19 protein-coding genes and 1 pseudogene are annotated in these 26,221 nt (G+C 68.8%); 13 read left to right on the top strand and 7 right to left on the bottom strand.

Annotated elements, in window-relative coordinates; genetic code table 11:
• Positions 1–15 precede the first annotated feature (15 nt).
• The 7 genes from ACWGSR_RS26135 to ACWGSR_RS26105 all read left to right on the top strand — a co-directional run bounded on the left by ACWGSR_RS26135 (position 16) and on the right by ACWGSR_RS26105 (position 11,026).
• Positions 16–1,683, top strand: a complete 1,668-nt coding sequence (locus ACWGSR_RS26135; RefSeq protein WP_453569486.1) for an N-6 DNA methylase — start codon at positions 16–18, stop codon at positions 1,681–1,683.
• Positions 1,680–2,876 carry a restriction endonuclease subunit S gene (locus ACWGSR_RS26130; protein WP_453569483.1) on the top strand — a complete coding sequence of 399 codons (1,197 nt, stop codon included), beginning with the start codon at positions 1,680–1,682 and terminating at the stop codon, positions 2,874–2,876. Before ACWGSR_RS26135 ends, ACWGSR_RS26130 begins: the two co-directional genes overlap by 4 nt.
• On the top strand, positions 2,876–6,019 hold the full coding sequence (locus ACWGSR_RS26125; protein ID WP_453569480.1) for a type I restriction endonuclease subunit R: 3,144 nt from the start codon (positions 2,876–2,878) through the stop codon (positions 6,017–6,019). Before ACWGSR_RS26130 ends, ACWGSR_RS26125 begins: the two co-directional genes overlap by 1 nt.
• A gap of 310 nt (positions 6,020–6,329) precedes the next feature.
• Positions 6,330–7,784, top strand: coding sequence for a hypothetical protein (locus ACWGSR_RS26120; RefSeq protein WP_376242054.1), 1,455 nt, complete (start codon positions 6,330–6,332; stop codon positions 7,782–7,784).
• Between the two features lie 1,034 nt (positions 7,785–8,818).
• Positions 8,819–9,436, top strand: coding sequence for a tyrosine-type recombinase/integrase (locus ACWGSR_RS26115; RefSeq protein WP_376242052.1), 618 nt, complete (start codon positions 8,819–8,821; stop codon positions 9,434–9,436).
• A gap of 228 nt (positions 9,437–9,664) precedes the next feature.
• The gene (locus tag ACWGSR_RS26110; protein WP_376242050.1) at positions 9,665–9,871 is read left to right on the top strand and encodes a helix-turn-helix domain-containing protein; all 207 of its coding nucleotides are present in this window, start codon (positions 9,665–9,667) and stop codon (positions 9,869–9,871) included.
• Positions 9,872–9,937: 66 nt separating this feature from the next.
• On the top strand, positions 9,938–11,026 hold the full coding sequence (locus tag ACWGSR_RS26105; RefSeq protein WP_453569475.1) for a tyrosine-type recombinase/integrase: 1,089 nt from the start codon (positions 9,938–9,940) through the stop codon (positions 11,024–11,026).
• 63 nt (positions 11,027–11,089) lie between these two features.
• On the opposite strand, the gene ACWGSR_RS26100 is transcribed toward ACWGSR_RS26105, so the two are convergent.
• The 4 genes and pseudogenes from ACWGSR_RS26100 to ACWGSR_RS26085 all read right to left on the bottom strand — a co-directional run.
• Entirely contained in the window at positions 11,090–12,436 is a 1,347-nt protein-coding gene (locus tag ACWGSR_RS26100; protein WP_376232041.1) for a hypothetical protein, read from the bottom strand.
• Between the two features lie 956 nt (positions 12,437–13,392).
• The gene (locus ACWGSR_RS26095) at positions 13,393–13,851 is read right to left on the bottom strand and encodes a hypothetical protein (RefSeq protein WP_376232042.1); all 459 of its coding nucleotides are present in this window, start codon (positions 13,849–13,851) and stop codon (positions 13,393–13,395) included.
• Positions 13,852–13,918: 67 nt separating this feature from the next.
• Positions 13,919–14,215, bottom strand: coding sequence for a restriction endonuclease fold toxin-2 domain-containing protein (locus tag ACWGSR_RS26090; protein ID WP_376232043.1), 297 nt, complete (start codon positions 14,213–14,215; stop codon positions 13,919–13,921).
• 487 nt (positions 14,216–14,702) lie between these two features.
• Positions 14,703–14,882: pseudogene (locus ACWGSR_RS26085) on the bottom strand (restriction endonuclease fold toxin-2 domain-containing protein); the annotation flags it as partial.
• A 611-nt stretch (positions 14,883–15,493) separates the two neighbouring features.
• Between ACWGSR_RS26085 and ACWGSR_RS26080 the strand changes: the two are divergent.
• A complete protein-coding gene (locus ACWGSR_RS26080) occupies positions 15,494–16,426 on the top strand; it encodes an NAD(P)/FAD-dependent oxidoreductase (protein WP_376232044.1) in 933 nt (310 codons plus the stop codon).
• 39 nt (positions 16,427–16,465) lie between these two features.
• Here the strand turns inward: ACWGSR_RS26080 and ACWGSR_RS26075 are convergent, their stop codons facing one another.
• A complete protein-coding gene (locus ACWGSR_RS26075; RefSeq protein ID WP_453569470.1) occupies positions 16,466–17,848 on the bottom strand; it encodes an SMI1/KNR4 family protein in 1,383 nt (460 codons plus the stop codon).
• 690 nt (positions 17,849–18,538) lie between these two features.
• On the opposite strand from ACWGSR_RS26075, the gene ACWGSR_RS26070 reads away from it, so the two are divergent.
• Both ACWGSR_RS26070 and ACWGSR_RS26065 read left to right on the top strand, forming a co-directional pair.
• Complete coding sequence (locus ACWGSR_RS26070) at positions 18,539–20,224, top strand: PP2C family protein-serine/threonine phosphatase (protein ID WP_376232046.1); 1,686 nt, start codon at positions 18,539–18,541, stop codon at positions 20,222–20,224.
• Positions 20,224–21,558: a preATP grasp domain-containing protein gene (locus ACWGSR_RS26065; RefSeq protein WP_376232048.1), complete on the top strand. Its 1,335-nt coding sequence runs from the start codon at positions 20,224–20,226 to the stop codon at positions 21,556–21,558. Before ACWGSR_RS26070 ends, ACWGSR_RS26065 begins: the two co-directional genes overlap by 1 nt.
• Here ACWGSR_RS26065 and ACWGSR_RS26060 read toward each other — a convergent pair.
• Both ACWGSR_RS26060 and ACWGSR_RS26055 read right to left on the bottom strand, forming a co-directional pair.
• Positions 21,518–22,177, bottom strand: a complete 660-nt coding sequence (locus ACWGSR_RS26060; RefSeq protein ID WP_453569465.1) for a response regulator — start codon at positions 22,175–22,177, stop codon at positions 21,518–21,520. The two genes, ACWGSR_RS26065 and ACWGSR_RS26060, sit on opposite strands and share 41 nt — an antisense overlap.
• Positions 22,178–22,320: 143 nt before the next feature.
• Positions 22,321–23,322 (bottom strand): histidine kinase, encoded by a 1,002-nt coding sequence (locus ACWGSR_RS26055; RefSeq protein ID WP_453569512.1) that lies wholly within the window; start codon positions 23,320–23,322, stop codon positions 22,321–22,323.
• A 449-nt stretch (positions 23,323–23,771) separates the two neighbouring features.
• On the opposite strand from ACWGSR_RS26055, the gene ACWGSR_RS26050 reads away from it, so the two are divergent.
• From ACWGSR_RS26050 to ACWGSR_RS26040, 3 genes are all read left to right on the top strand, one after another.
• On the top strand, positions 23,772–24,257 hold the full coding sequence (locus ACWGSR_RS26050) for a cation:proton antiporter regulatory subunit (protein WP_376232051.1): 486 nt from the start codon (positions 23,772–23,774) through the stop codon (positions 24,255–24,257).
• Positions 24,258–24,264: 7 nt separating this feature from the next.
• Positions 24,265–25,557, top strand: a complete 1,293-nt coding sequence (locus tag ACWGSR_RS26045; RefSeq protein WP_376232052.1) for a cation:proton antiporter — start codon at positions 24,265–24,267, stop codon at positions 25,555–25,557.
• A 231-nt stretch (positions 25,558–25,788) separates the two neighbouring features.
• Positions 25,789–26,220 (top strand): BlaI/MecI/CopY family transcriptional regulator, encoded by a 432-nt coding sequence (locus tag ACWGSR_RS26040; RefSeq protein ID WP_453569460.1) that lies wholly within the window; start codon positions 25,789–25,791, stop codon positions 26,218–26,220.
• The last annotated feature ends 1 nt before the right edge of the window (position 26,221 follow it).

The following is a 26,221-nucleotide window of genomic DNA, read 5'->3' as shown; positions in this document are numbered from 1 at the left end:
AACCAGTACGGGACGGTGATTCTCCCGTTCACGATTTTGAGACGGCTCGACTGCATCCTCGAGCCGGACCGCGCGGCGGTACGGGAGCTGGCTGCGAGGTACGAGAACCCGAACCGGCTCAAGGTCGAGGTCAAGAAGGTCACGGGGCGGAGCTTCTACAACACCTCCAACTACGAGTTCGCGAACCTGCTGGCCGATCCGGACGGGCTGGCGGACAACCTCGCTGACTACATCGACCGGTTCTCCGCCGACGTGGACGTGTTCGAGTCCTTCGACTTCAAGAAGGAGATTCTGGCCCTGGAGAAGGCTGGGCTCCTGCGCGAGATCGTCCAGTCCTTCGGCGACGTCGACCTGCACCCCGACGAGGTGTCCAACGCGGACATGGGGGATGCGTTCGAGTACATCATCCGCAAGTTCAACGAGGCCGCGAACGAGACCTCCGGAGACCACTACACGCCGCGCGACGCGATCCGGCTGCTGGTCGACCTGCTCTTCGCAGAGAAGGACGTTGACCTCACCGAGGACGGCATCATCCGGTCGCTGTACGACCCCACTGCCGGCACCGGCGGCATGCTCTCCCTGGCAGAGGAACACCTGCTTGCCGAGAACCCCGAGGCGAAGCTGAGCCTGTACGGCCAGGAGTACAACCCGCAGTCGTACGCCATCTGCAAGTCCGACCTGCTCGCCAAGGGCCACGACGCGACCAATATCGCCTTCGGCAACACGCTTACCGACGACGCCTTTAAGGGGCGTCAGTTTGACTACTGCATGTCCAACCCGCCCTACGGGGTGGACTGGAAGCAGTACGCCAAGGCGGTCAAGGAGGAGCGCGACTCCGCCGGCCCCTTCGGCCGCTTCGCGCCGGGACTCCCCGCGACCTCGGACGGCCAGATGCTCTTTCTGCTCCACTTGGCCCACAAGATGCGCGGACCCGAGGATGGCGGCGGCCGCGTCGGCATCGTCATGAACGGCTCCCCTCTCTTCAACGGTGCTGCTGAGTCCGGCCCCTCCAACATCCGCAGGTGGCTGCTGGAGAACGACCTGGTCGAGGCGATCATCGCGCTGCCGACCAACATGTTCTTTAACACTGGCATCGCCACCTACATCTGGATCCTCGACAACACCAAGCACCCCGACCGCCGGGGCAAGGTCCAGCTCATCGACGGCACGTCGTTCTGGACCAAGATGCGCAAGAACCTCGGGTCCAAGGGACGCGAGATCAGCGGCCGTGACCGCGCCGAGGTCGTGCGGCTGTACGCCGACTTCGAGGAGGGCGACCCTGACTTCTCCAAGGTGCTTCGCAACGACGAGTTCGGCTACTGGACCATCACCGTCGAGCGTCCCCTACTCGATGAGGACGGGAACCCTGTCGTCGACCGGAAGAGCAACCCGAAGCCCGACTCGAAGAAGCGTGACATCGAGAACGTGCCCTTCACCTACGGCGGCTCAACCGTCGGCGCCGCAGGGGAGCGTGAAGTCATCCAGACGTACTTCGACGCGGAGGTGAAGCCGCACGTTCCTGACGCCTGGGTCGATTGGGCCAAGACCAAGACCGGCTACGAGATCCCCTTCACCCGCCATTTTTACAAGTACGTTCCACCCCGCCCCCTTGCAGAGATCGATGCCGACCTGGAGAAGCAGGTCGCCAAGATCCTCGACCTGCTGCGGGAGGTGGAGCAGTGATCACCACGCCGCCGCCCGACTGGCGTGAGATAACGGTGCGGCGAGTGTTGCGCCCCTGGGACCGACCTGCTCAGTCGGGGCTCGGCGTTATCACCGCCTATCGGGATGGCACAGTCACTCTGCGCTCGAACCGCCGTGAGGGCGGCTATACCTTCTCCGATACTGAGAACGGCTATCAGGAGATCTATCCCGGTGACCTGGTCTTCCACGCCCTCGACGGTTTTGCCGGTGCCGTCGGCGTCTCGGACAGTCATGGCAACGGTTCGCCCGTCTACCACGTCTGTGAGCCTGTGGCGGGCGACGATCCCGCTTACCTTGCCCGCCTCCTACGTCACCTTGGTACCTCGGGCTTCCTGGCCACCCAGGCGCCGAACGTCCGCGAGCGCAGCGTTGACTTCCGCAACTGGAGCACCTTCGCTCGCATTCCTCTGGTACTGCCCCCGGCCGACGAGCAGCGAGCCATTGCCTACTACCTCGACCGCGAGACGGCCCGCATCGACACGCTCATCGAGGAGCAGCAGCGGCTGATCGAGTTGCTCCACGAGCGCCGCCACTCGCTTGTCGACGGAGTCTTCGATATTCAGCCGCTCAACGCCCGACTGCAGAACGCATGCACGGACGTCGTCGATTGCCCACATACGACGCCGGAAGTTGCGGTTGACGGCGCATACGAGGCAGTCCGAACCGCCTCGGTCAGGAATGGAAAGTTCCGGCCGGGAAACGGACTGTCCGTCAGCGCGGAGACTTGGAAGGCTCGGAACGCTGGGGGTGCACCGTCCGTCGGCGACGTGTTGTTCACGCGTGAGGCGCCCGCCGGTGAGGCATGCATGGTTCCCAATGAGCAGATCTGCCTTGGCCAGCGGATGGTCCTGCTACGGATCGACGACACAGTTTGCGTGGGGGAGTTTCTGTTGTGGCAGATCTACTCGGACCGTGTGCAGGACCACTTCGTGCTTTCGGCAAATGGCTCGACAGTGGCAAACGTTCGGCTTCCGATCTTGCGCACAACGCCGATCTGGTTGCCGACTCTTGCGGAGCAGCGCCAGATCGTTGCGTACCTCGACGAGCAGACGACCAAGATTGACGAGCTTGTTGCGGAGGCTGAGCGGTTCATCGAGCTCTCTAGGGAACGGCGGTCGGCGTTGATCACGGCGGCGGTGACGGGGCAGATCGATGTACGTGAGGTGGCGTGATGGCCGACCACAACGAGGTCGTCTTCGAGACGGAGATCTGCGAGTACCTGCGGGAACATGGCTGGCTGTACTCGAAGAATGACCGTGATGGCGGTGAGTACGACCAGGAGCGGGCGCTGTTCCCGGCGGATCTGTTCGCGTGGCTGGAGGTGACGCAGGGGCCGGCGTACGAGAAGGCGTTGAAGGCGGCGGGGTCGCAGGCGAAGTTCCTCGACGTGCTGACCGCGGCGCTCGACCGGCCGCTGGAACATGGCGGCGGGACGCTGAACATCCTGCGTAACGGGGTGCAGTACATCGGTGGCGGCCGGTTGAAGATGGCGCAGTTCCGTCCGGAGACGTCGCTCAACGAGACCACGACGGCGCATTACGAGGCGATGCGGGTGCGGGTGGTGCAGCAGGTGCACTTCTCGACCGCTGACCAGCGCAGTATCGATCTGGTGTACTTCGTCAACGGGCTCCCGGTGGCAACGGTGGAGCTGAAGACCGACTTCACCCAGTCGCTGGACGAGGCGGTCAACCAGTACAAGCAGAATCGCAACCCGTTGACGAACGGGCGGCCGGAGCCGTTGCTGTCGTTCGGCCACCGGGCTCTGGTGCACTTCGCGGTCTCGAACGACCTGGCGGCGATGACCACCAGGCTGGAGGGGGAAAAGACCCACTTCTTGCCGTTCAACATCGGCTTCGAAAGCGGTGCCGGTAACCCGCCCGGCGCGAACGGCCGGTCGTCGACGGCGTACCTGTGGGAGCGGGTGTGGGAGAAGCACGCCTGGCTGAACATCATCGGGCGGCTGATGATCGTGCAGACTAAGGAGGAGTGGGACGTCACCACCGGCAACTCGGTGCGGCGTACGAGCATGCTCTTCCCGCGGTTCCACCAGTGGGAGGCCGTCACGAGCATCGTCGAGGCGGTGAAGGAGGAGGGTGTCGGGCAGCGGTACCTGATTGAGCACTCGGCCGGGTCGGGGAAGACGAACACCATCGCCTGGACAGCCCATCGGCTGGCGCGGCTACATGTCGATGACCAGAAGGTCTTCGACTCGGTCATCGTGGTCGTAGACCGCACGGTGCTCGACTCCCAGTTGCAGGATGCGATCCGGCAGATCGACGGCACCGGCAAGATCGTCGCAACTATCAGCCCCGAAGACGTCCGCAAGGCCGGCGCGAAGTCGAAGTCGGGTCTGCTGGCTCAGGCGTTGAAGAACGGTGAGCTGATCATCGTCGTGACGATGCAGACCTTCCCGCATGCGCTGGACGAGATACGAAGCGACGCCGGCCTGAAGGGCAAGCGGTTCGCCGTCATCGCCGATGAGGCGCACTCCTCCCAGTCGGGTCAGATCTCCTCGAAGCTGAAGCAGGTGCTGACTGCTGAAGAGGTGAAGGAGATCGAGGATGGTGGCGAGATCAGTGTGGAGTCGTTGCTGGCCTCGGAGATGACCGAGCGGGCCGAGTCGGAGAACATCTCCTACTTCGCCTTCACTGCGACGCCGAAGAACAAGACGTTGGAGCTGTTCGGCCGCAAGGGCGCCGACGGGAAGCCGCACGAGTTCCACCTGTATTCAATGAAGCAGGCGATCGAGGAGGGCTACATCCTCGACGTGCTCAAGGGCTACCAGCACTACGACACCGCGTTGAAGATCGCTGGCAGGGCAGAGAGCGGTGACGGAGGGGAGGTCGAGGAGGGCGCCGCCCGCAAGGGCCTGATGCGGTGGGTGCAGCTCCACCCGACGAACATCAGCCAGAAGGTGCGGATCATCGTCGAGCACTTCCACTCCAACGTCGCCTACCTCCTCGAAGGCAAGGCGAAGGCGATGGTGGTGACCGACTCGCGCAAGTCCGCGGTGAAGTACAAGCGGGCCATCGACACCTACATCGCCAGGCGCAGCGCCGAGGACGCCTCGTACAACTATCGCACCCTGGTCGCTTTCTCTGCCGGGGTGACGATGGCCGAGGACGAGACCTGGCACAGCGACTGGGGCCCGCAGCCGTCGAAGGATGACGAGTTCACCGAGGCCAACATGAACCCCGGTGCCGGGGCTGATCTGGCGGCCGCGTTCAAGGGTGATACGTACAAGATCATGCTGGTTGCCAACAAGTTCCAGACCGGCTTCGACCAGCCCTTACTCTCGGCGATGTATGTCGACAAGAAGCTGTCGGGGGTCGCCGCGGTGCAGACGCTCTCGCGGCTCAACCGCACCCACCGCACCGCTGGTGGGGAGCAGAAGCGCAAGACGTTCGTCATCGATTTCGCCAACAAGCCCGAGGACATCAAGGCGGCCTTCGAGCCGTACTTCAAGAACGCGGCCCTGGAGACCGAGACCGACCCGTACGTCGTCGTCCACCTGTCCAACAAGCTTGCCCAGGCCGGAATCTACACCGAGGACGACGTCCGCAAGGTCGCTGAACTGTGGGTGACCCGGAAGGGCAACAACGCCCTCTCGGCGGCGATCAGCCCGGCGCAGCACGACTTCCGGCGCCGCTACGCGCGGGCGATCGAGGAAGAGGACAAGGTCACGCTCCAGGCGCTCGACCTGTTCCGCAAGGACGTCTCCACCTACGTACGCCTCTATGACTTCATGTCCCAGATCGTCGACTACGGCGACCCCTACATGGAGATGCTCTCGATCTTCCTGCGCCTGCTGGAGAAGGTCATCGCCGAGTCCGCGTGGGCGGCCGACGTCGACCTCTCCGACGTGGTGCTGGTCGGGGTCAAGCACAACAGGGCGATCCCGGTCGACATCTCACTCGTGGGCGACGGGCAACTGAAGGGCATCAGCGCCGCCGGCACGGGAACGAAGAAGGACCCGAAGTATGTCGCGCTCCAGGTCGTCATAGACAAGATGAACGACCTCTTCGGCGCCGAGTCGTTCGCCGAGTACCAGATCAGGGAGTTCGTGCAGGGCCTCGTCCAGCGGTTGCTCGCCGACCCGAACCTGGTGAAGCAGACCAAGGTGAACTCCAAGAAGCAGTTCGTGGAGTCGCAGGACTTCCAGGCAGCCGTCACGGAGGCGGTCGCAGATAACCAGGACGCCCACAACACGATGGCTGACTACTTCTTCACCGACGGGCCGGCTATCAACTCCATCATCATCGCCCTCGCGGATGCCTTCTACGAAGCAGCGGTCGATCAACAGGTGGATTCCTAGGTACGACAGCACGCAGGGTCCCCGGCCTGCTTCTCCAGAACTGAGATGCTAGGGGTTAGGCATTCTGCGGGGCGCGTGAGGGATGGGACAGCGTGCTGTGGACGCCTTGTTTCTGGCTGTGCGCCGACCCGGCCGAAGGCGGTCAGCATGCTGACAGGCGGCCGACGCCGCAGAAGCTAGTCCGTTCGATCGCTAACGGATTCACTGAAGGGCCTCGCCGGGGCGGCAGCTCCACCCCGGCGAGTGGGGGTACGCCTGTCTTGCGAGGTATTGGGTGACGTGCTGGTGTCGCTCCACGTACGCTCCGTGCATGGTTTACGTCATCGCTCTTAGTGCCAAAGAGTTGGACCGTATCGATGAGGAGCTGCTGGTCAAGCAGTCCTTCACGAAAACAGTTGCTACAGCCTCTCTACCTAGCGATCGAACGCCCCACATTGCTCTGCTCGTCACGCGGTCTGCCGGCGAGGCCGACCAGTGTCCGTTGCGCTGGCTGGGAGTCGTGCGGCAGCCTCGTGGGGACAAGGTGGCGGCCGTTGATTCCCGCATCACCGTCGAGTTGGTGCGGGAGACCCCGGTGCCAGTCCTGATGCGATCACTTAGTGACGAGATGTCGCTTCCTCTCCGGCGCACCCTTGTAAGTGCCTGGACGAGTGAAGTCACGGTGCTCGAAGACGAGGACTCCGAGGTTCTGCTGGAGGGTCTGGCTCGGCAGGGTGACGTGCTGCGAAGGATGCTCGACTTCTTGGGTGAGGCGGCCGAGCCCGACCCGTTCGACCCTCGGCGCTCAGAGGATCGTGCTTGGCAGGAGCAGTACGACATGACGCGCCTGGGTCTGGCCATCGCCAACATCCCTCCAGCGCGGCTCGCAGCCTGGCGGCGCCCGAGTGACCCGGATGCTCCTCACTTGGCCGGGCTCATCCCGGAGCCGTTTGAACAGGGCTTGATCGAAAACGATGCCCGGCACATCGATTTCCATTCGGACGTGTTCACTGAGGCCGGGTGGCCTTCCGGAGGCGGTGCCACCGGGGCGTCGTTCCGGTGTGACATTCATGTCTTCGAACATCTCGGCAGCCGTATCGAGGTGGCGAATATCAACGCAACGCCAGTGGAATCTCGACTCGGTGCAGACCTGATCTATTACCACGAGGCCACTCAGAGTTTCATTCTTGTGCAAGTGAAGCGGCTCCCTTCTGAGGCGGGCGCACGGTGGATGTATGCGGATAAGCAACTCCTTGGACAGATGGATCGTTTGGACCGAGTGGCCGCAATGAGTAAAGTGCCATCGTCGCCTCACGAATGGCGTCTGGGTTCGGACCCCTGCTTTATTAAACTTGCCTACTGGTCACAAAAGGAAACTGCCGACCCAGGGCCGGCGCCAGGCATGTATCTCCCGGTGCCATATGCGCGAATGCTGTTGAATGACGATGTGACGAGCGGTCCGAACCAGGGTAGCCGCCTCGGGTACGGGTATGTCGAGCGGTATTTGGGAAATACTGAGTTCACTCAACTCGTGAAGAATGGGCTCGTAGGCACAGTGGGCACCACGCTCGACGATCTGAGGGCGCTCGGTATGGAGCGAGCAGAGGAAGGAATGTCCGTATCCATCGTTGTGGACCGGGCCACCGCCCCGACAAGTGAGGTGGTTAAGGAACGGCACAAGCGAAACCACACACGGGGATACGATAAGACCCTCGCCAAGAAAGTGCGCCGTAGGCAATCTCGTGATCCTGGCCCTGGTCAGCAGTCGATCTTTGGTCTTGAATAGGGTGACGGGTGATCGCCATGCGTTTAAATTTCCCGGCCTGAGGAATCTGCTGCGCTCTACTACCGAAGTCTTCTGGGTCCCGCCGGATGGGCCAGCCACGGCATCGGCACCGACACTCTCTCCGGAGTGCATTTACCTAAGCCCCAGCTGCTGCGCGCGGCGGTCTCGGTGATTCCTAACCTCGTCCTCGAATACGAGCCAGGGTCCTCGAGCCGCCGCGTTGCCTTTGTTTGCGGCCTCCCTTTTTCACGGCCTCATCGTTGCGCTCGATCGTCCTACGGGCCGGCTGCTGTAGTCCACTGAACAGTCGGCTGATGAACGCCTTCACCAGGTTAGCGTCCACCCCTGCTGATTTGCCCTCCGTGAACCAGGAGACCTCGCTTCAATGTCGTCTCAAGTTTGCGAATTCGTTTCTCCCTAAGCCTCCGCTACCACGGAGATCTCTTCTAGCGGACCCAGATCTGGTCGCCTTCCCGCCACTGCCGGTGCCACCGGTCCACCGACCGCTTATCCACCGCAACGCGGCCGCGGCCTCTCCCGCATGGCCCTCTCGGCGTCGATCTAATCGCCGCCCTGCGCGTAAGCCACAGCCTCAGGGCTAACGGATCGTCCCGGGCGATGCCAGGTGGACAGCCCTAACATCAGCCAATCAAGTCCGATAGAAAGGTTGGCTCTAGCTCTGCAGCGGTATTACTGGAAGCCGGTGTGATGGAGCGGGTGCTTAGAAGGCACCTGCTCTGTCCTCGCGCTTCATGGCCGCCGACGTGCAGGTACGTGTGGGTTTGGGAAGATTCGCCAACAGCAGACACATTGATTCTCATACGGACTGGATTAACTCGGCGAAGGAAGCAAACCTAGAGCGGTCTTGGGAAAGCAGAACCTGCTCTCTCGGCATCAACCGAGACCGTGAGAGGTGCGTCGCGGGCGCAACATAGCCGACAATCGCCGGTTGGCCAAACCGGCGCTTCTCCAGACCATTGAATGACCAGGGGATGCCAACGCGTCCCGATGTCTCGTGTGAGGAGTCATGTAGCTTGTCGAAGCTGGCCATAAACGAATCGTCTTTGCTCTCTGCAGACCATGTGCGCGCCCTTCTGGAGTGGATCCAGAAGGAATCTTCGGGAGCCGTTTTCCCGTTCCTCGCCTCTATGGCAGGCGTCGCGCTTTCGCCTGGCGAAGCAGCCTCGGTTCGGGTGAAGGACGTGACGCTCCCGGACGGGGAGTTCGGGGAGGTGCTGGTTCGTGCCGGCGAGAGCCGGAGGGTTCCTGTCTCCCCGGATATCGTGCGTGTGCTGAGGCGCTGGATCGACGAGGTGGATCTGGAAGCTGAGGATCTGCTGTTCCCGGCCGAGCGGGGCGGGCCGTTGGCGTCCTCCGAGTACAAGAGGGCGTGGAGGCACGCTCGCCAAGCGGTGTTGAGCCCGGACGAGGTGCAGGCGGGCTTGGGGGAGCAGGTCTCCAGCCTGCGTGACTCCTGCCTGGACCGCTGGCTCGGGGCGGGCGTTCCTGCGTGGGGCGTCGCCGAGTGGGCTGGCGTGAATGCGAGCTGGATTGCACTGCGGTACCCCCACCGCTTCCGGCTGGAAGACGTCGAGATCGACTGGCAGCACCTGGAAGAGATCCTGCGCCTTCCGGACATTCCCGAGCGGTAGTTTCCCCTCTCGCGCTCTGACTCACGATCCGAGCGCGAGACCACCCGCCGATCATATTTCGAACGTCGGCGGTCCACGCCGCACGCGGCCGTGTCACATGGCTCGACCCCCAGCGATCTGGTCCCACTCCCCTACAGGGCCGGTTGACCTGTGCCGTGGACTGCCGGCAGCCCGGCTGGATCAATTTACCTGCTTGGCCTTTCCCCTTCTGTTTCCGAGGACTCGCGCATGCCTGCCCGTTTGCTGTCCATTCCCGCTGTGGCCGCCGCCCTGGACGTCGACCGCCGCACCGTCTATCGCTTTATCACCGCTGGCGATCTTCCCGTCGTCGATCTGCGCACCGGGACGGAACGATCTCGCGTCCGTGTCCCTGCTGCCGGGCTTGAGGAGTTCATCGCCAGGAGATTGGTTGGTTCCCCGCGCCCCCGTCGGTGAATTCTCGCCCCCAGCCCAGCCCTCACCGCTTCCGAACAAAGGAGTAGTACCGCGTACCTGCGCAAATTGAAGTCCGGCAAGTGGCAGGCGACCGTACGCAACCGGGCCGGAGACCGGTTCAGCGAGTCCTTCCCCCTCAAGGCCCAGGCGCGGGCCTGGGGCATCGAGCTGGAGACCCAGTTCGCCCGCGGAGGTATGCGCGACCCGCGGGCCGGCGAGATCGCGTTCCGGGAGTGGCACGACCGGTGGTGGAACGCCCGCATCGTCGAACCCCACACGCTGCGGGGCGACGCGTCCAGCATCAAGAATCACGTCATGCCCTACTGGGCTGACTGGGAAATGCGGGCCATCACCCGCATGGACGTCCAGAGCTGGATACGCTCCCTGGTCGAGAAGGGCGCAGGCCCTGCCGCGATCAAGCGGGCCTACAACCTGACGTCATCCATCATGCGTGCGGCGGTCGACGACGATGTGATCGCAGTGAGCCCGTGCCGCAGCATCGATCTGCCGCCCATCGCGGTCAAACCGCCGCAGTGGTTCACGCCCGACCAGGCGCAGAGCATCCTCGACGGACTCGCCCCCGCCTGGCGGACGATGTGCCTGCTCGGCTTCTATACCGGACTGCGCTGGGGAGAGCTCTCCGGCCTGCACCGCCACCGCATCGACACACGCCGCTCGCGCCTGTTCGTGGTGGAGGTCAATACCAAGAGTGGCATCAAGGAGTACCCCAAGAGCTCCAAGAGCCGCCGGGAAGTCCCGCTCCCGCCCCACGTCCTCGAAGCCCTCGAACGCCACATCCACCGGTTCGACCGCGACGCAGTGGTCTTTACGACCATCACCAAGGGCCGCTCCGGGCGCCTCCTCGCCGACAGCAACTGGCGTCGGCAGACCTGGTGGCCTGCTGTCGAGGCTGCCTATCATTTCGGCGACGACGGCGAGTTGCAGCTCGTCCCCCACTACCCGCCGCACTCCATGCGCCACACCTGCGCCTCGTGGCTGGTCCAGAAGGGGGTCTCGCTCTACGAGGTCCAGCACCTCCTCGGCCACGAGAGCTTCCAGACCACCCAGCGCTACGCCCACCTCCAGCCGGACGCCCACAAGGCCGTCCTTGGAGCCTGGGAACGCATAGAAACCCCGCTCACCATCGCCGCATGAACGTTCCTTCGCCCTGTCCTCCATGGACAGGGCGAAGTCGTTTCCTGGCCGGATAGGGTCGGGTCACGTTCGTGGGTCGGTTGGCCGGTCGTCGGGAAGCGTCCAGCGGCCGTCGGTGTCGAACGGCCACGGGTAGGCGTAGGAGTCGATCTTCGCCAGCTCACGCAGCACCTCCCGCCCGGCCGGCGGATCCACAGGAGTGCGCAAGGGTTCCCGTAGGGGGTCGAGTTGCGCCGCGTACGCCTCAGCCCATTCCAGCCAGTCCGCCTCGTCCGCCGCAACCGGCGCGTCGCCGGCTCGGGCGCGGGCTGCCTGGCAGAAGGCGCGGATCTCGTCAGCCTGCCGCCAGGCCCGAATCTGCCCGGTAAGAACCGTCGCCCGGTGCTGCTCGATCTGCTCCTCGCGAGCCCGCGCGACGGCCGCGTACCAACGGCGCCGCTGTTCGGCCTCACGCAGCTCCTTCTCCTGTTCTTGGCGGTCGGCTTCCGCCGCAATGCGTTCGAGATCCTGCAGCAGATGGCCCAGCCGTGACTCCAGTGTCCACCGGGCACCGTCGCTGTAGGAGTACGAGTGCTGGTACCAGCTCCCAGAGGGCGCGCCGAGAGCGAGGCGGCCGTTGAACTCTTCGTCGTACTTGGGCAGGCGCGTCCAGGGATTGCGCTCCTGCTGACGCAGCTCCTGTGGGGTCGGCTTGTGCGGGACCTTGGTCGTCCGTTCGGTGAGAGCGAGGGGAAAGGCCCGGCCCCAGATCACGATTGCCACCGTGTGCACGGCTTCTCCGCGTTTCAGGTCGCCCTGGTGGGTCTCGACCGCGTAGCCGCGGCTTTCCGCTTCCATCAACAGTGCGTGCATGATCCGCAGAGCCCGGTCGGCGAGTGGACGCGACAGGTGCAGCGGGATGACTTCCGGCTTGTCCCTGGTGTCGACCACCCTCTGGGATCGGCCGAGAGCCTTGCGCGTCGCACGAACGAGACGATGAGGTTGATCGAGGGTCTCCGGCACGTCGACGGCCGGAACGGGAGGAGGCTGGGCTGCACTCTCAGCCTCCTCGTCAACCAGCGTGAAGACGCAATCGCCGCGCTGCCGGCCGTTCCACCGCAGCTTGCACCCTGTGGGTACGTGCCCGTGGTGGAGCGCGTCGTAGTACGCCGCCCGCCATCGGCCCCGGGTCTGCTCGGCAGGATTGGGAACCGTGATCTTCCCCGAGGCCGACTGTAGACGGGAGATTAGCTCGGCTCCGTCGGCCGGAGCCCGCGCGGCCTGGGCGGCATCGCCCTCCAGCCGTTCCTTCTCGACCTGGACCTGCCGGGGATGCTTGCCGTGCTTGAGGTAGTAACGGCCGTCCGCCGTGACTACGGCGACGTGTCCGCTTCCACGCCAGGTCCGCTTGATCAGGTCCCGCTGTTCCAAGGCCCAGGACGTCTGGATCCGGGCAGGTGGGATAGGCATCGCACTGGAAGCTGCCCCGATCTCACGGAGCAAGTCGACTTGAGGCTCCGTCAACGCGTACTTCACTACGTCGGCTCCTCGGCGGTCCGTGGGCGGGAAGGCCAACCTAGGGGAGTGGACCGCACCTGGAGTGCGATGGTCCTCCGTACAGGTACCTCGGGCTGATACCGGCCACGGCCGTTATGGCGGCGGTGCAGGGTCTCGCAGCGGTCTACCCCAGCGTCATCCATTCATCACCGTGACGCTCGTCTGACGCTCCGAGCCCTGTCCGTCTCCCTGGTCGAGTCGGAAAACGGTGCCTGACCTGCTGTTTCGTGCACAGCCGTCCGGGCCGACACCTTTCCGATGACGCACCACGTGGAGTGCGTGGCGATTCTGGAGCCGGTGAAGTAGGGCGCCCGACCTGCCGTTTCTCCGAGTGTGCGCCATGGGTGTTACGTGCGATGCCTTGACGCGTATCTGACGCACGGACGACACGTTGCCTGATGGGTCGCCATGCACGGTTCCAGGGTGCAGGTCGGGGCACTGGCCCATATGGAGGTGGCCGCCGCAGTGGGCCGGTAAGGCCGGCTGCCGACCGCCCTCGCAGCTTGACAGACGACATGAGGAATCACCGTTCTTCAGGTGCTGCCATTCAGCACGGCGGAACATCCCGTCACGGAGGAGGACCGGGCATGGTCGCACGCCATGACCTGAGCGGTGCCACATGCCGCAAGAGCACCTGTAGTAGCGGGTAGCGCGGCGACTGCGGCGAAGGCGAGACAGTCGTCCGCCGGTCCCTGAACGAACTGGAGCGCGCCGGGTGCATTGCCCGGCCCGGCGCCCCTCGTCACCTGCGACGGCTGTGAGCGGGCCTTCCGCAGCCGCGAACCGGGCGCCTGCTGCGGGGGATTGCCGAGAGGCCGCCGACGCGTGGATCATGCCCCGTCCACGACCGCCAGGTGATGGCGCAGTTCGTCGGCCACTCGCTCCGCATCGCCCGCACCCGGCAGGCGCCAGTCCGTCTCGATGCCCTGGTCCACGGCCGCCTCGCCGCTGAAGCGGATCGGATCGGGGGCGGGCAGGTGGCTGTCCCGCAGCCGGATGAGGAAGGACGTGGCCTCACCGGCCGTCGTGTCGGCCAGTACCACGCAGTCCCGCCCGTGGACGGTGGCCGTGCCGTCGTACTCGGTGCCGTCGTCGGTGGCGGCCCAGAAGGAGAGGTACGGCTCGCCCTGGTGGGTGTGGTCCTGACGGACCTTGTAGCGGGCTTCGGTGAACGACTGCCGCAGCGCTTCGCCCAGGCCGGCCAGGTCCAGGGACCAGGCATGCGGCTGCCGTTCCGGGGCGTAGAAGAGAAAGGTGGTCCGGTCGTCGTCATCGGGTGCCGCGGGCAAGTCTTTGGGGGAGAAGGCGGCAAAGGAGAAGGGAACGGGACGGACTCGGGGGTCTGCGAACCCGGCGTCACCTCATATGGCGGGCAGTGCCGGGCACCTGCTGGAGAGCCATGAGCGTCTGCCGGTACGGCACGGCCTCCTTGTCGTCGGTGACGATCTCCAGGCCCCGGATCCGGTCGTGCTCGTTCATCGCCTGGCGGTACTTCTCGAGTTCAGCCTCGTCCTTGCCGATGAGGACGTCCTTCTTGTTCCACTTCTTCGTCCCGTCCTCCTTGTACTCGTCCTCGATCTCGAACGTGGACCGGCGACGCCGGGTGCTCTTCCGGCAGCCGTCGTCGGCGTCCTCGACGTACTTGGCGTCCACCGTCATCCCGTCGGCGGGCCGATTCCCTCCGCTCCTCCCGCGTGAGCAACCGTGGCGGAGGCACCGCGGCCGGCGGAATCGGGTCCCGCCACGGGATGCCCGGATCGGGGTCCCGGTAGACCGCGGGCACGATCCCCGGCATCCCGCCGGTGTACGAGGCGAGGACGAACGGCACGGGTGCCGGTACCGGCACAGGAACGGGGATCGGCGGAGGCGGGAACGGCAGACCCGGTGCGCTCGGTCCCCCACCGCCCTCCGGCAGCCGTATCCGTTTCTCGGCCGAGTCCAGGGCGTGCCCCACCTCGCCCAGACGACGGATCCACGGGTCGCCCAGGACGGCGTCGAGCAGGCCCCCGTCGGAGCCGTTCCCGCCGAACATCGGACTGTCCCAGGGCATGTCGACGGCGAAGAGGTCCAGCCTGTGCTGCCGGATCGCCGACTCGGCCGCTTCGACGTGCTCGGCGTATCGGTCGCAGGCCTTCGCGATCTCGTTGCAGGCGGCCACGAGGTTGGCGACGAGCGGCTCGTCCTCCTGGACCTGGCCGGGAGGGCGGGCCAGGCCGACGGACATCTTGAAGTACGTCCGGAACGCGTCGGCCGCTTCACCCGAGTGCGCCTTGTCGGCCGTCATGGCCGATGCCTGGGCGTCCTCCAGGAAGCGCAGCATCAGCCTGCCCCCGCCGTGCCAGGACCCCGCCACCTCGCGCAGCTTCTCGGGCGATCCCCGGTAGCGGTCGCTGCCGCCGCCGGGGGCGTACTGCTCGTACCGGCTCCTCCGGACCGGTGCGCCGGCGAGGGGATCTTCCTGCGCGTCGACGACTCCTCGGTCGCCGACCGGGAACAGCGTGTCGTGGGATCAGCCGCTCTCACGGCCCATCGCGACGCCTACGTCGAGTTCCACCGCAATCGGTACTCGGGCCGGGTGCAGGATGCCGACGACCCTCTGCGCGGTTGGCCCGGGGCCCGCCACATCGCCCTGCACACCTTGTCGCACCTGCTGATCCGTGCGATCTCCCTGGCATGCGGCTACTCCTCGGCGAGCCTGTCCGACAACGCCCTCAGCGGCGGAGCACGTGCGGGAGCTCCAGCGTCGGGGGTGCTCGAACGTTACTGGTGGGGTCTGGAGCCGTTCGCAGTGAACGGCGACAGGTCGTCGGAGCCGGGAGGAGGCCGGGGTACGGGGCAAAACGCTTGTGCGGCTCGGGTTTTCCGCTTTTCTCACTCTGCGGTTTCCTGTAACACCCGGGGAAATACGGCGCCCGGTGCTGGAATGGAACCATGGTCGACACCCCGTCCCGTACCGGTTCGCCCGTCCACCACGACACGGACCTGATCGTCGTCGGCGGTGGTCCGGCGGGCTGTGCCGCCGTCCGTACGGCCGCCGGTGTCGGCATGCGCTCGGTCCTGATCGAGCCGGACCGGCTGTGCCGCAATCTGTATCGGATTCCGGCCCTGAACAACGTCCTCGGCGGTCACGCCGGCGGCCCCGCGCTCGCCGACGCCATCACCGAGGAGCTCAGGGGCACGGAGCTGTGCCGTCTCGAACTCGGCCGGTACGTCACCGAACTCCGCGCCGACGAGGACCGGGTGACCGTCACGGTCGACGACGGGGTCCGCCTCACCGCCCCGTACGCCGTCGTCGCCACCGGCGTCCGGCCCCTCCAGCCCCGTGACGTCGCATGGATCACCGCCCCCGGAAGTCTGTCCCTGCCCCCGCTCTGGCAGGCCGGCGCGGACGACGCCGGGGGCCGTACCCTGCTCGTCCTCGGTGGCGACCGGCCGATCGGGACCTTCCTGCGTGCCCATCCGACCGCCGATGTGCGTCTGCTCGTGGCGTACCCGGCGGCCGACGCGTACAAGGTCGAGGAGGTTCGTGAGGACCCCCGGGTCGTGCTGCTTCCCGTCGAGCACCTGACGTTGGGCTCCGTCAAAGGTGCTGCGGTGTCGGCGGAAGTGGTGGGCCCGGGCGGTGAGCGGCGGACGGTCGCGGCGGACGCCGTTCACCTCAGCATCGGCAACGCGCCGACCGCCCCGCCCGGCGACCTCGTACGCGGCACGGACGGGTACTGCCCGCCCGCCGGCCAGCGTCCCCGCGTCATCGTGGCCGGCGACCTCCGGTCCGCCCGCTTCCAGCGGATCATGACCGCCATGGGCTCCGGCAGTGAGGCCGCGCTGCGTGCCTACTACGCGGCGAGGGAGCCGACCGTGTAGGGGACTGGGGGAGGACTGTGTGGAGGATCGCGCAGAGGTTCAATCCAGTGGTCCGAGGTCGGCCTCGATGACCGTCCGGGTGATCGGGGGGCGGTTCCGCAGGGCGAGGATCTCGTTGGCCAGGCCGATGATCTCCAGGGGGTGCCGTTCGCCCCGCACCTCGATCGCGGCGGCCGACAGCCCGCGCGGTACGGCCCCGGCGTCGAGCAGGACGCGCCACTCCTCCGGGGCGAGCTCCAGGAACTCCAGGCCGTCGAGGCGGGCGATCTCCAGCGGGTCGGCGAGGGTGCCCGGACAGGCGGTCAGGGTGCGCAGGCGCGGGAGGCCGACGAGGGGTTCGAGGCTGAGCGGTTCGCCCTCCCACACGCCGATGGCCAGTGCCTCCAGGCCGGGGTGGGCGGCGGCCGCCACGCCGGGGACGCCGCTCCTGTTCACCCGGGCGACGACCGGGGACCGTTCCCCCCGACCCGTGCCGCGCCCCTCCGCCGCACGCCGGCCGAGGACCAGGTCGGTGAGGGAGTCGGCGACCAGCCCCGCGCCGCAGTTCTCCTCGTGGCTCATCACGATGACCTGCCCCAGGTGGCCACGCGGCCCCGGGGTCAGGTCGAGCGCGATCGGGTCCCCGCCCCCGGTGTCCCCGAAGACGATCCAGCCGGGCGAACCGACGAGCCCCTGCACGGCCGCGTCCGGCCCGGTCTCGACCGCGTTCATCGCGGCGTGCTTCCAGGGGGCCGGACGGGACGCGGCGTCGGCCACGTACACCCTGTCGGGGGAGAGGAGTTCACAGCCGACCGCTTCCGTCACGCGCATCGCCGCGTCGTAGTCCTCGCCGAGGTCCTGCCGGCGCGCCCGGGTGACCCGGTACAGGGCCCTCAGCTCCTCGGGCAGCGCGACGCCCAGGCGCTCCTCCACCGCCGCGAGCTCCTCCCCGGTGGCGCCGACCGCGTCGGGCAGCCGCTCCCGGAGCGTCCGCTCCAGGAGCGCCGCGTCCGCCGTCGGGGCGGGCACCGCGTCCGGTACCGGGTCCGGCAGTCGCCGCCAGGGCTCGGGGACGGCCCCCTCGACCAGGACGAGCGCGCCCAAGCGGGTCCCGATGCCCGGCTCGACGGCGGGGCCCCCGTCGAAGAGGTGGAGCAGGGCCTTGCCGGGTGCGGGCGCCTCCACCATGAAGGAGACCCCGTCGACGCCCGACTCCTCCAGGACGTCCCGCACGCGGCCGACCGCGTCCCACTCCGCCCGCGTGTCACCGACCAGCGAGGCCCGCCCGGGCCGGACCCGCGGCCGGGCCGTCGGCACGCTCCAACTCCCCCTGCCCACCCTCCCCTCGACGTACCCGCCGGGCGCGGCGAGCCGTTCCGCGTTGTCCTGGAGCAGGAGCCGCAGCAGGGGCTCCCAGGTGGTGACGTCGTGCATCGAGGTCAACTCTCTTCCTCCGTCGGGTCGTCATCGGATCCAGGGGTGTGGTCGGGCGGGGACGTCAGGGTGCGGGATGCTGCCGAGCCGGGTGCTCTCCGCGTCCCGCGATCTCCGCCGCGGTCGCGCCGAGGGCCAGGACGGACCGAGCAGTGCCGTCAGCCCCGTCAGGAGGGGGCGGAGCGGTCCTCGGTCACGCGTGCCAGGGCCGCGTGTTCCGGCCCCGGCGCGCTCCAGGAGGACGCGGTCACCCGGCCCGGACACGGCTGCACCGCACCGCGCGACCAGGGGAAAGCCGAGGCGCGGGCGGCAGTGGATTATCGATCACCCGGCTGTCGTCACGTCAACTCCGCGTCCGGCCCGCGCGACGCGGACGCCGGGCCGGTGCGGGCGTTCCGAGCGGGGCGCCCGGTCTTCGATCACCCGCAATCCGAGCGGGTGCCCGGTCTTTGATCACCCGCAATCCGAGCGGGTGCCCGGTCTTTGATCACCCGCAATCCGAGCGGGTGCCCGGTCTTCGATCACCCGCAATCCGAGCGGGTGCCCGGTCTTCGACCACCCGCAATCCGAGCGGGCGCCCGGTCTTCGACCACCCGTAACCGGCACCCCCTCGCCCCGCCTCCTCCGCAGCCCCCGAACCGGGTGACAAGACCAAAGCCGTCCGGGATCCCCGGGGGCCGTTCGTGGCATGCTCGTTCCATGACGGGTAGTCGCGACGAGCCGGACGTGCCTGAGCCGGGAAGCAGCGGCTTCGGGGGAGCTCCCGCGCTCTCCCGTACGGCCGGTGAGGGATCCGCCTTCTCGTCGAGCCGCTACGTGGCCCGCCGGCAGCCGACGGTGACGGCCGCGGGCACGCGCGCGCCCGCCCTGACGGCGTCCGCGGTCCAGGAGGTGCTCGACGGCCTGCCCGGCTCGGCGATCTTCCTCGTGCCGCTGCTCGGGGCGGACGGCGGGGTCGGGGACTTCCGGATCGCGGCCGCCTCGCCCGACGCGCTCGACATCGGCGGCCGCAGGGGCAAGGAACTGGTGGGACTCAGCGTCCTGGAGACGTATCCGAGCGTGCTCGGCACCGACCTGTGGCGCGGATACCTCGACGCCCTGGAGAACGGCGTCCGCTACGAAGGGGAGCCCTTCGCGTACGAGGAGGTGCTCGCCGGCATCCCCCGCCTCTCCCGGTTCGCCGTCCGCGCGGCCGCCTGCCAGGGCGGACTGATCGTCTCCTGGGTGCGCCTCGACAGCGGCGAGCGCGAGCAGCGCCGCCTGGAGGTGATGCAGCGCCTGGGCAACATGGGCTGGGCCAACTGGGACCTCGTACGGAACGCCATCTCCTGGTCGGAACAGGTCTACGACATCTTCGCCCGCGACCCCTCCCTCGGTCCCATGACGCTGGAGGAACTGCCCCGGCACGTCCTGGACGACGACCTGCCCGCCCTGGGCGCCGAGGTGCGCCGCCTCCTCGGGGACGGGCGGCCCATCGACCACACCTTCCGCATCACCACCCCCCACGGGGAGGTCCGGCACCTCCGGATCGTCGCGGAGGCCGAGGCGGACGCCCACGGCTCGCCGGTCGAGGTCCACGGCTTCTTCCAGGACCTCACCGCCGTGCAGCGGGCCAAGGAGCAGCTCCTCGAACGCGACCGCACCGCCGTGGCGCAGCAGGAGACGCTGACGGCCGAGCGCGTCCTCGCCGCCCGGCTCCAGCATGCCCTGCTGCCCCTTCCCCAGCAGTCGCTGCGCCTGGCCGGCCTCACCGTCGACGTCGCCTACCAGCCCCTCCAGCAGGGTCTCAACGTCGGGGGCGACTGGTACAGCGCCATCGAACTGCCCGACCGCAGCGCCCTGCTCGTCGTCGGCGACGTCGCCGGCCACGGGCTCGACGCCGTGGCCACGATGGCCCAGCTCCGCTTCACCGCCAAGGGCATGGCCATCACCGGCACCCCGCTCGCCACGATCCTCGCCCGCCTCAACACCCTCCTGTGGCACAGCGGGGACCGCGCCTTCAGCACGGCCACGATGGTCATGGGCCGCTACGAGCCCTCCTCGGGCATCCTCACCTGGGTGCAGGCCGGCCACCTGCCGCCCCTGCTCCTGCGCGACGGCGAGACCCGCTACCTGCCGTCGCCCCGCGGCGTCCTCCTGGGCGCCACGACCGCCCCGCGCTACGAATCGTCCGCCATCCGCCTGCTGCCCGGCGACCACCTGCTGTTCTTCACCGACGGCCTGGTCGAGGCCCCGGGCGTGCTCCTCGACGACGGACTCGACCGCCTGGCCCGCACGGTCGCCGGGCTCGGCGACGGCCCGCGGCCCCTGGACGCCGTCCTGGAGGCACTCGTCGACCCGGCCACCCGCCGCGACGACATCTGCGTCCTGCACGTCAGCGTCTGATGGGACGGACCGACCCCACGGGACCGGACGGGCCCCTCGTCGTCCACGCGAACCTCGTCTCCGACCTCGCCGTCGACCCGGAGGAGCGCGCGGTGCTCCGCGCCTGGGCGGAGCAGGCGCCGCGCGAGGCGTGGCTGCTGCGGCCCGGCGACGTCCTGGTCTCCCCGGTGCCGGTCGGCGAGGAGTTCCTGCGGTACGTCTGCGGGCTGACCGGCGTCCCCCGGGACTCGGTCACGGTGGTCGTCCCGCCCGGGGCCGGTACGGCCGACCTGTGCCACCACGTCGTCGGGGCGGTGGGCGGCCGGCCCCTCCGGGCGGTCCTCCCCACGGCCCTGGACGGTGCGGCGATCGGCCTGGCGCGCGCCCTGGGCGTCCCCGTCGCCCCGTACTCCTCCGTGGCGGCGGCCGAGGCGGCCCTCGGTGTGACCGGGCTGCTCAACACGAAGGCCGGGTTCCGGAGCGCGGCGCTCGCCCTGGGCATGAGGCTGCCGGACGGCCTGGTCCGCCGCCGCGACGGGGTGCCGGGCGCCGTGAGGGAACTCCTCGCCTCGTACGGACGGGTCGTGGTCAAGCCCGACCGGTCGGCGGGCGGCCACGGCATGCTCTTCCTCACGGAGGCCGCGGACGCGCCGGATCCGTGGACCGGCGACGGACTCGCGCCGGTGGGCGGCCCCGAGGGGCTGTGGGTCGTCGAGGAGCGGATCGACGTGGCCCGGTCGGTGAGCGTGCAGATGGAGACGGGACCCGGCGGGACGCGGGCGCTGTTCAGCGGCGAGATGCGGACCGCGGACGGCGCCTTCACCGGCTACCTCTCGCCCCTGCCCGACCCGGCGGCGCACGTCGCGGCCGCGCTGGAGGCCTGGGGACACGCCCTGGGCGGCTTCCTCGCGGCGCGCGGGTACGCCGGGCCCTTCGGCCTCGACGCGATGGTGACGCCCGGCGGCGAGGTCTTCGCGGGGGAGAGCAACGTGCGGCGCACGGCCACCACCACTCCGCGGGCCATGGTGACCCGGCTCGTCGCAGACGACGTGAGCAGGGCCGGGGCCGGGGGTCCGGTCTGGGCGACGGGCAAGGTCCGGGCCCCGGCCGCGTACCCCTTCGGCGCCGCCGTCGAGCGGCTGCGCCGCGAACGGCTCGCCTACGACCCGGCGCGCGGCGAGGGGATCGTCCTGTACGCCGGACCGCCGCCGGACGGTCTGACCTGGCGTTACGCGGTGATCGCCGACGACCACGCGGGCGTGGCGCGCTACGAGGAGCTGCTGCGGGCCTCCTGGGCCCCCGCCCCCGGCGGCTCTACGGCTCGATCAGGCCCACCCGGATCGCGTAGCGGGTGAGTTCGAGGCGGTCGCGCATGCCCAGCTTCTGGAGGAGGTTGGCGCGGTGGCGCTCGACGGTCTTCGGGCTGATGACGAGGAGGTCCGCGATCTCCTTCGAGCTGTGCCCCTCCGCGACGAGCTTGAGGATCTCCTCCTCGCGTTCGGTGACGGCCTTGTCGGGCAGGGGCCTGCCCTGTTCCGCCCGGTCGAGGTAGGTGCGGATCAGGGCGGTCTCGGCGCCGGGGTAGATGAACGGCTCGTCGCGCACCGCCGCCCGGCACGCCTCCACCAGGTCCCGGTCGGCCACGGACTTCAGGACGTAACCGCTCGCCCCGGCCTTGAGCGCCTCGAAGAAGTACTGCTCGTTGTCGTACATCGTGAGGATCAGGATCCTCAGCTCCGGCACGAGGCGGCTGAGTTCGCGGGCCGCCTGGAGCCCCGTCCGGCGGGGCATGGAGATGTCGAGGACGGCCAGGTCGACCCGCTCGGAGCGGGCCAGGGCGACGGCCTCCGCCCCGTCCGCGGCCTCGGCGACGACCATGAGGTCCGGCTCGGCGTCGAGGATCAGCCGCACCCCGTTGCGCACCAGGGCGTGGTCGTCCGCGAGCAGGATGCGGGTCGGGCGTTCCCCGGTCACGACGCCTTCCTCCCCGGGCCGCCGGTCGTGACGGTCCTCGTCCCCGCGTCCCCGTTCATGGCACCTCTTTTTCCGGGCCGCCGGCCATGCCGTCCCCCTTCGCCGTACCGCCGGTCATGGCGTCTCCTCTTCCGCACCGCCGGTCACGACGGCCCCTCCTCGGTGCCGTCGGCCGTGCCGCTCTCCGCGTCGTCATGACGGGCCCCCGCGCCACCGGCCGTGTCCAGGCGGACCTCCGTCCCCCCGTCCCGGCCGTCCCGCACCGTCAGTTCCGCGCCGATCAGCAGGGCCCGCTCGCGCATGCCCCGCAGCCCGGCGCCCTCGGCCGCGTTCCCGATGCCCCGCCCGTCGTCCCGTACGAGCAGCCCCACCCCGCCCCGGGGCAGGAGCCGCAGCCGCAGGTCGACGTGGCTCGCGCCCGAGTGGCGGGCCGTGTTGGTCAGACCCTCCTGCGCCACCCGGTAGAGCACGAGCTCCGTCTCGTGGTCGAGCTTCGGCAGACCCGCGTCGATGTGGGGCCGCACCGTCAGACCGCGCGTGGAGAACTCCGACGCCAGCGACCTGAGCGCGCTGTGCAGCCCCAGCTCCTCCAGGACGCCCGGCCGCAGCCGGCGCGCTATGCGCCGGATCTCGTCGAGGCTGCCCCGGGTGGTCTCCTGCGCCTGGAGCAGCTCGGCCCGCAGGCCGGCGGGGGCGTGGTCGGCGGAGTGCTTCAGCTGGAGCAGTACGGCGGTGAGGGTCTGCCCCACCTCGTCGTGCAGCTCCTGCGCGATCCGCCGCCGCTCGGCCTCCTGGGCGGACAGCACCCGGGCGCTGCTCGCGGCCCGTTCGGCCTCCAGCCGGTCGAGCATCGTGTTGAACGTACGGGTCAGGTCGGCGATCTCGCCGCGCCCCGCCACCTCCGCGCGCCGGCCGGGCCTCAGCAGGTCCGCCGTCCGCATCACCCGGGTGAGGCGCTGGAGCGGCGCGAGGCCGACCCGCAGCAGGAAGGCGTTGGCGACGAGCATCGCCACCAGGCCGACCACGAGGACGAACGCCTCGCCGACGAGGACCGGGGTGGAGACCGTGACGGGGCCGAAGAGCAGCAGCACGGCGACGACCAGGATCACGGCGTTCAGCAGGAAGAGGCGCCAGTACAGCGACACCGTCCCGCCTCTCTCCGGGCCCGACGTGTCGCCCGGCCGCTCGATGCTCACCGCGTGTTCGATGCCCACCGCGCATCCGCTACGTACCGCGCATCCGACACGCACGGCGCATACGACACGTACCGCGCATCCGATACGCGCCGCGTACCGGGTACGCACCGCGCATCCGGTACGTACCGCGCAGGTGACGCGCACCGTGCGTCCGATGCGCGCCGCGCGCCCTCCGGCCCGCGGCGGGACCCGTGTCCCGCCTCATCCTGACCGGTTTGTCGGTGTTCTGTCCATCCGTGCTGACACCCATGTTCCGCGTCTCCACGCGGATGGCACCATGACGGGGCCGCGGGGCGCGGGACGACGCCGTTCCCCCCGTGGCGCATCCCTTTCCATGAATGGCCGGAACCGGCCCCGACCGGCTGTGGCCGGTCACGACGACAGGAGGCGACGGGCCAGTGCCTGCCCCGCGGACCAGAACGACACCCCTGCCCGGAATCGGAGTCCAGTACGACTTCACGACGCGCGAGCACCAGCACCTCTCGGTCATCGCGCACCGCGACGGAACGCGGACGGTGAACGTCTACCGGGCCGACGACCCCGACGCCTGCGCCCAGTCCCTCCACCTCACCGAGGGGGAGACGGCCTCCCTGATCGACGCGCTGATGCCCGCGCACCACAGCCCCAACGTCCTGCACACCACGGACCTGGGACTCGTCGCCGAGCGGATCGAGCTGTCCGGGCACTCGTACTGGAACGGGCGCGTGCTCGGCGACACCCGGATGCGCACCGAGGCGGGCGCCTCCGTCGTCGCCGTACTGCGCCGCTCCGGAGCGATTCCGTCCCCGACGCCGGACTTCCGGCTCGCGGGCGGCGACACGCTCATCGTGATCGGCACCCGCGAGGGCGTCGACGCCGCGGCCGCGATTCTCGGACGGGAGTGAGGGGAGGGTGCACTCCGCTGTCTTTCTGATCGAGTTCGGCGCCATCATCCTCGGCCTGGGCCTGCTCGGCCGCTTCGCGGCCCGGTTCAGCTTCTCCCCGATCCCGCTCTACCTCCTCGCGGGCCTCGCCTTCGGCAACGGCGGTCTGCTGCCGCTCGGCGCCAGTGAGGAGTTCGTCGCCATCGGCGCCGAGATCGGGGTCATCCTCCTGCTCCTGATGCTGGGCCTGGAGTACACGGCGAGCGACCTCGTCTCCAACCTGAAGACCCAGTACCCGGCCGGGCTCGTCGACTTCACCCTCAACGCCGTGCCCGGCGCCGTCGCCGCGCTGCTGCTCGGCTGGGGGCCGGTCGCCGCCGTCGTCCTGGCGGGCGTCACCTGGATCTCCTCGTCCGGGGTCATCGCCAAGGTCCTCGGCGACCTCGGCCGCCTGGGCAACCGCGAGACCCCGGTGATCCTCAGCATCCTGGTCCTCGAAGACCTGGCGATGGCCGTCTACCTGCCCATCATCACGGCCCTGCTCGCCGGTGTCGGCCTGGCCGCCGGCAGCGTGACGCTGGCCATCGCCCTGGGCGTGGCCGGACTCGTGCTCTTCCTCGCCCTCCGGTACGGGCGCCTGATCTCGCGGTTCGTCTCCAGTGACGACCCGGAGAAGCTGCTCCTGGTCGTCCTCGGCCTGACCCTGCTCGTCGCCGGTGTCGCCCAGCAGCTCCAGGTCTCCGCCGCCGTCGGCGCGTTCCTCGTCGGCATCGCCCTCTCCGGCGAGGTCGCGGAGGGCGCCCACACCCTGCTGAGCCCGCTGCGCGACCTGTTCGCCGCGGTGTTCTTCGTCTTCTTCGGCCTGCACACCGACCCCGCCAGCATCCCGCCGGTGATCCTGCCGGCGCTCGCCCTGGCGATCGTCACCGCGCTGACCAAGATAGCCACCGGCTACTGGGCCGCGCGCCGGGCCGGGATCGGGGTCAAGGGCCGCTGGCGGGCGGGCGGCACGCTGGTCGCGCGCGGCGAGTTCTCCATCGTCATCGCCGGACTCGCCGTCAGCGCCGGCGTCCAGCCGCAGATGGGGCCCTTCGCCACCGCCTACGTCCTGGTCCTCGTCGTGATCGGGCCGCTCACCGCCCGCTTCACCGAGCCGATCGCCGCCTACGTCGCCCGTCGCCGGGGCACGCCGACGACTCCGGCCTCGGGAGACGGGGCGGTGCTCGCGGGGTCCGCGCCGGACGCGGGGTCCGCCCCGGACCTCTCGAAGGCCGACAGCGGTGACGTGGAGGCGGGAAGCGGGGCTTCCGGCCGCGTCTGACGCCGCGTCGTGCGGACGAAAAGGCCCGGGGCACGTCTCCTGGGCCTTTTCTTCATCCCTGGGCCTTTTCCTCGTCCCCGGGCCTTTTCCTCGTCCCCGGTCCTCAGCCGGTGATCTCGACGGTCCCGCCCTGGTTCCCCTGGTTTCCCCGCCCGCTCAGTACGATGGTCTGCCGACCGGGCGGGCGGCGGACGGTGCCGCCGGGCGCGGCAGGAGCGGAAGGGCGGCGGCATGGTGGACCGGAGCGAGGACGGGGCGGAGGGCCCTGCCCGCAGGCGCGGGCAGGGCGAGCTGGAGGCCCAGGTGCTCGCCGTCCTCCGCGAGGCGTCCGAGCCGGTGCCCGTGGCGTGGGTGCGGGAGCGGCTCGGCGGCGGCCTCGCCTACACCACCGTGATCACCATCCTGACCCGTCTGCGCGCGAAGGGCGCCGTCGAACGCGAGCGCGCCGGCCGGTCCTTCCGGTGGACGGCGGTCGCGGACGAGGCGGGGCTCGCCGCGCTGCGGATGCGGAAGGTCCTGGACGCCGAGGCGGACCGGCAGGCGGTCCTGGCCAGTTTCGTGACCGCCCTCTCGCCGAACGACGAGCGACTCCTCCGTGAACTCCTCGCCCCGGAGACCCCGGAGACCCCGGAGACCCCGGAGACCCCGGAGGAGGAAGGCTGAC

It is taken from the genome of Streptomyces sp. NPDC055632 (assembly GCF_053618675.1).
The sequence above is the reverse complement of the archived record's forward strand: the minus strand, read 5'-3'. Positions and strand labels throughout refer to the sequence as shown.

Bases quoted from the DNA above. Each gene is read 5' to 3' on its own strand.
- ACWGSR_RS26125 (WP_453569480.1), top strand. From the start codon at position 2,876: ATGGCCGACCACAACGAGGTCGTCTTCGAGACGGAGATCTGCGAGTAC.
- ACWGSR_RS26120 (WP_376242054.1), top strand. From the start codon at position 6,330: ATGGTTTACGTCATCGCTCTTAGTGCCAAAGAGTTGGACCGTATCGAT.
- ACWGSR_RS26110 (WP_376242050.1), top strand. From the start codon at position 9,665: ATGCCTGCCCGTTTGCTGTCCATTCCCGCTGTGGCCGCCGCCCTGGAC.
- ACWGSR_RS26080 (WP_376232044.1), top strand. From the start codon at position 15,494: ATGGTCGACACCCCGTCCCGTACCGGTTCGCCCGTCCACCACGACACG.
- ACWGSR_RS26070 (WP_376232046.1), top strand. From the start codon at position 18,539: ATGACGGGTAGTCGCGACGAGCCGGACGTGCCTGAGCCGGGAAGCAGC.
- ACWGSR_RS26065 (WP_376232048.1), top strand. From the start codon at position 20,224: ATGGGACGGACCGACCCCACGGGACCGGACGGGCCCCTCGTCGTCCAC.
- ACWGSR_RS26040 (WP_453569460.1), top strand. From the start codon at position 25,789: ATGGTGGACCGGAGCGAGGACGGGGCGGAGGGCCCTGCCCGCAGGCGC.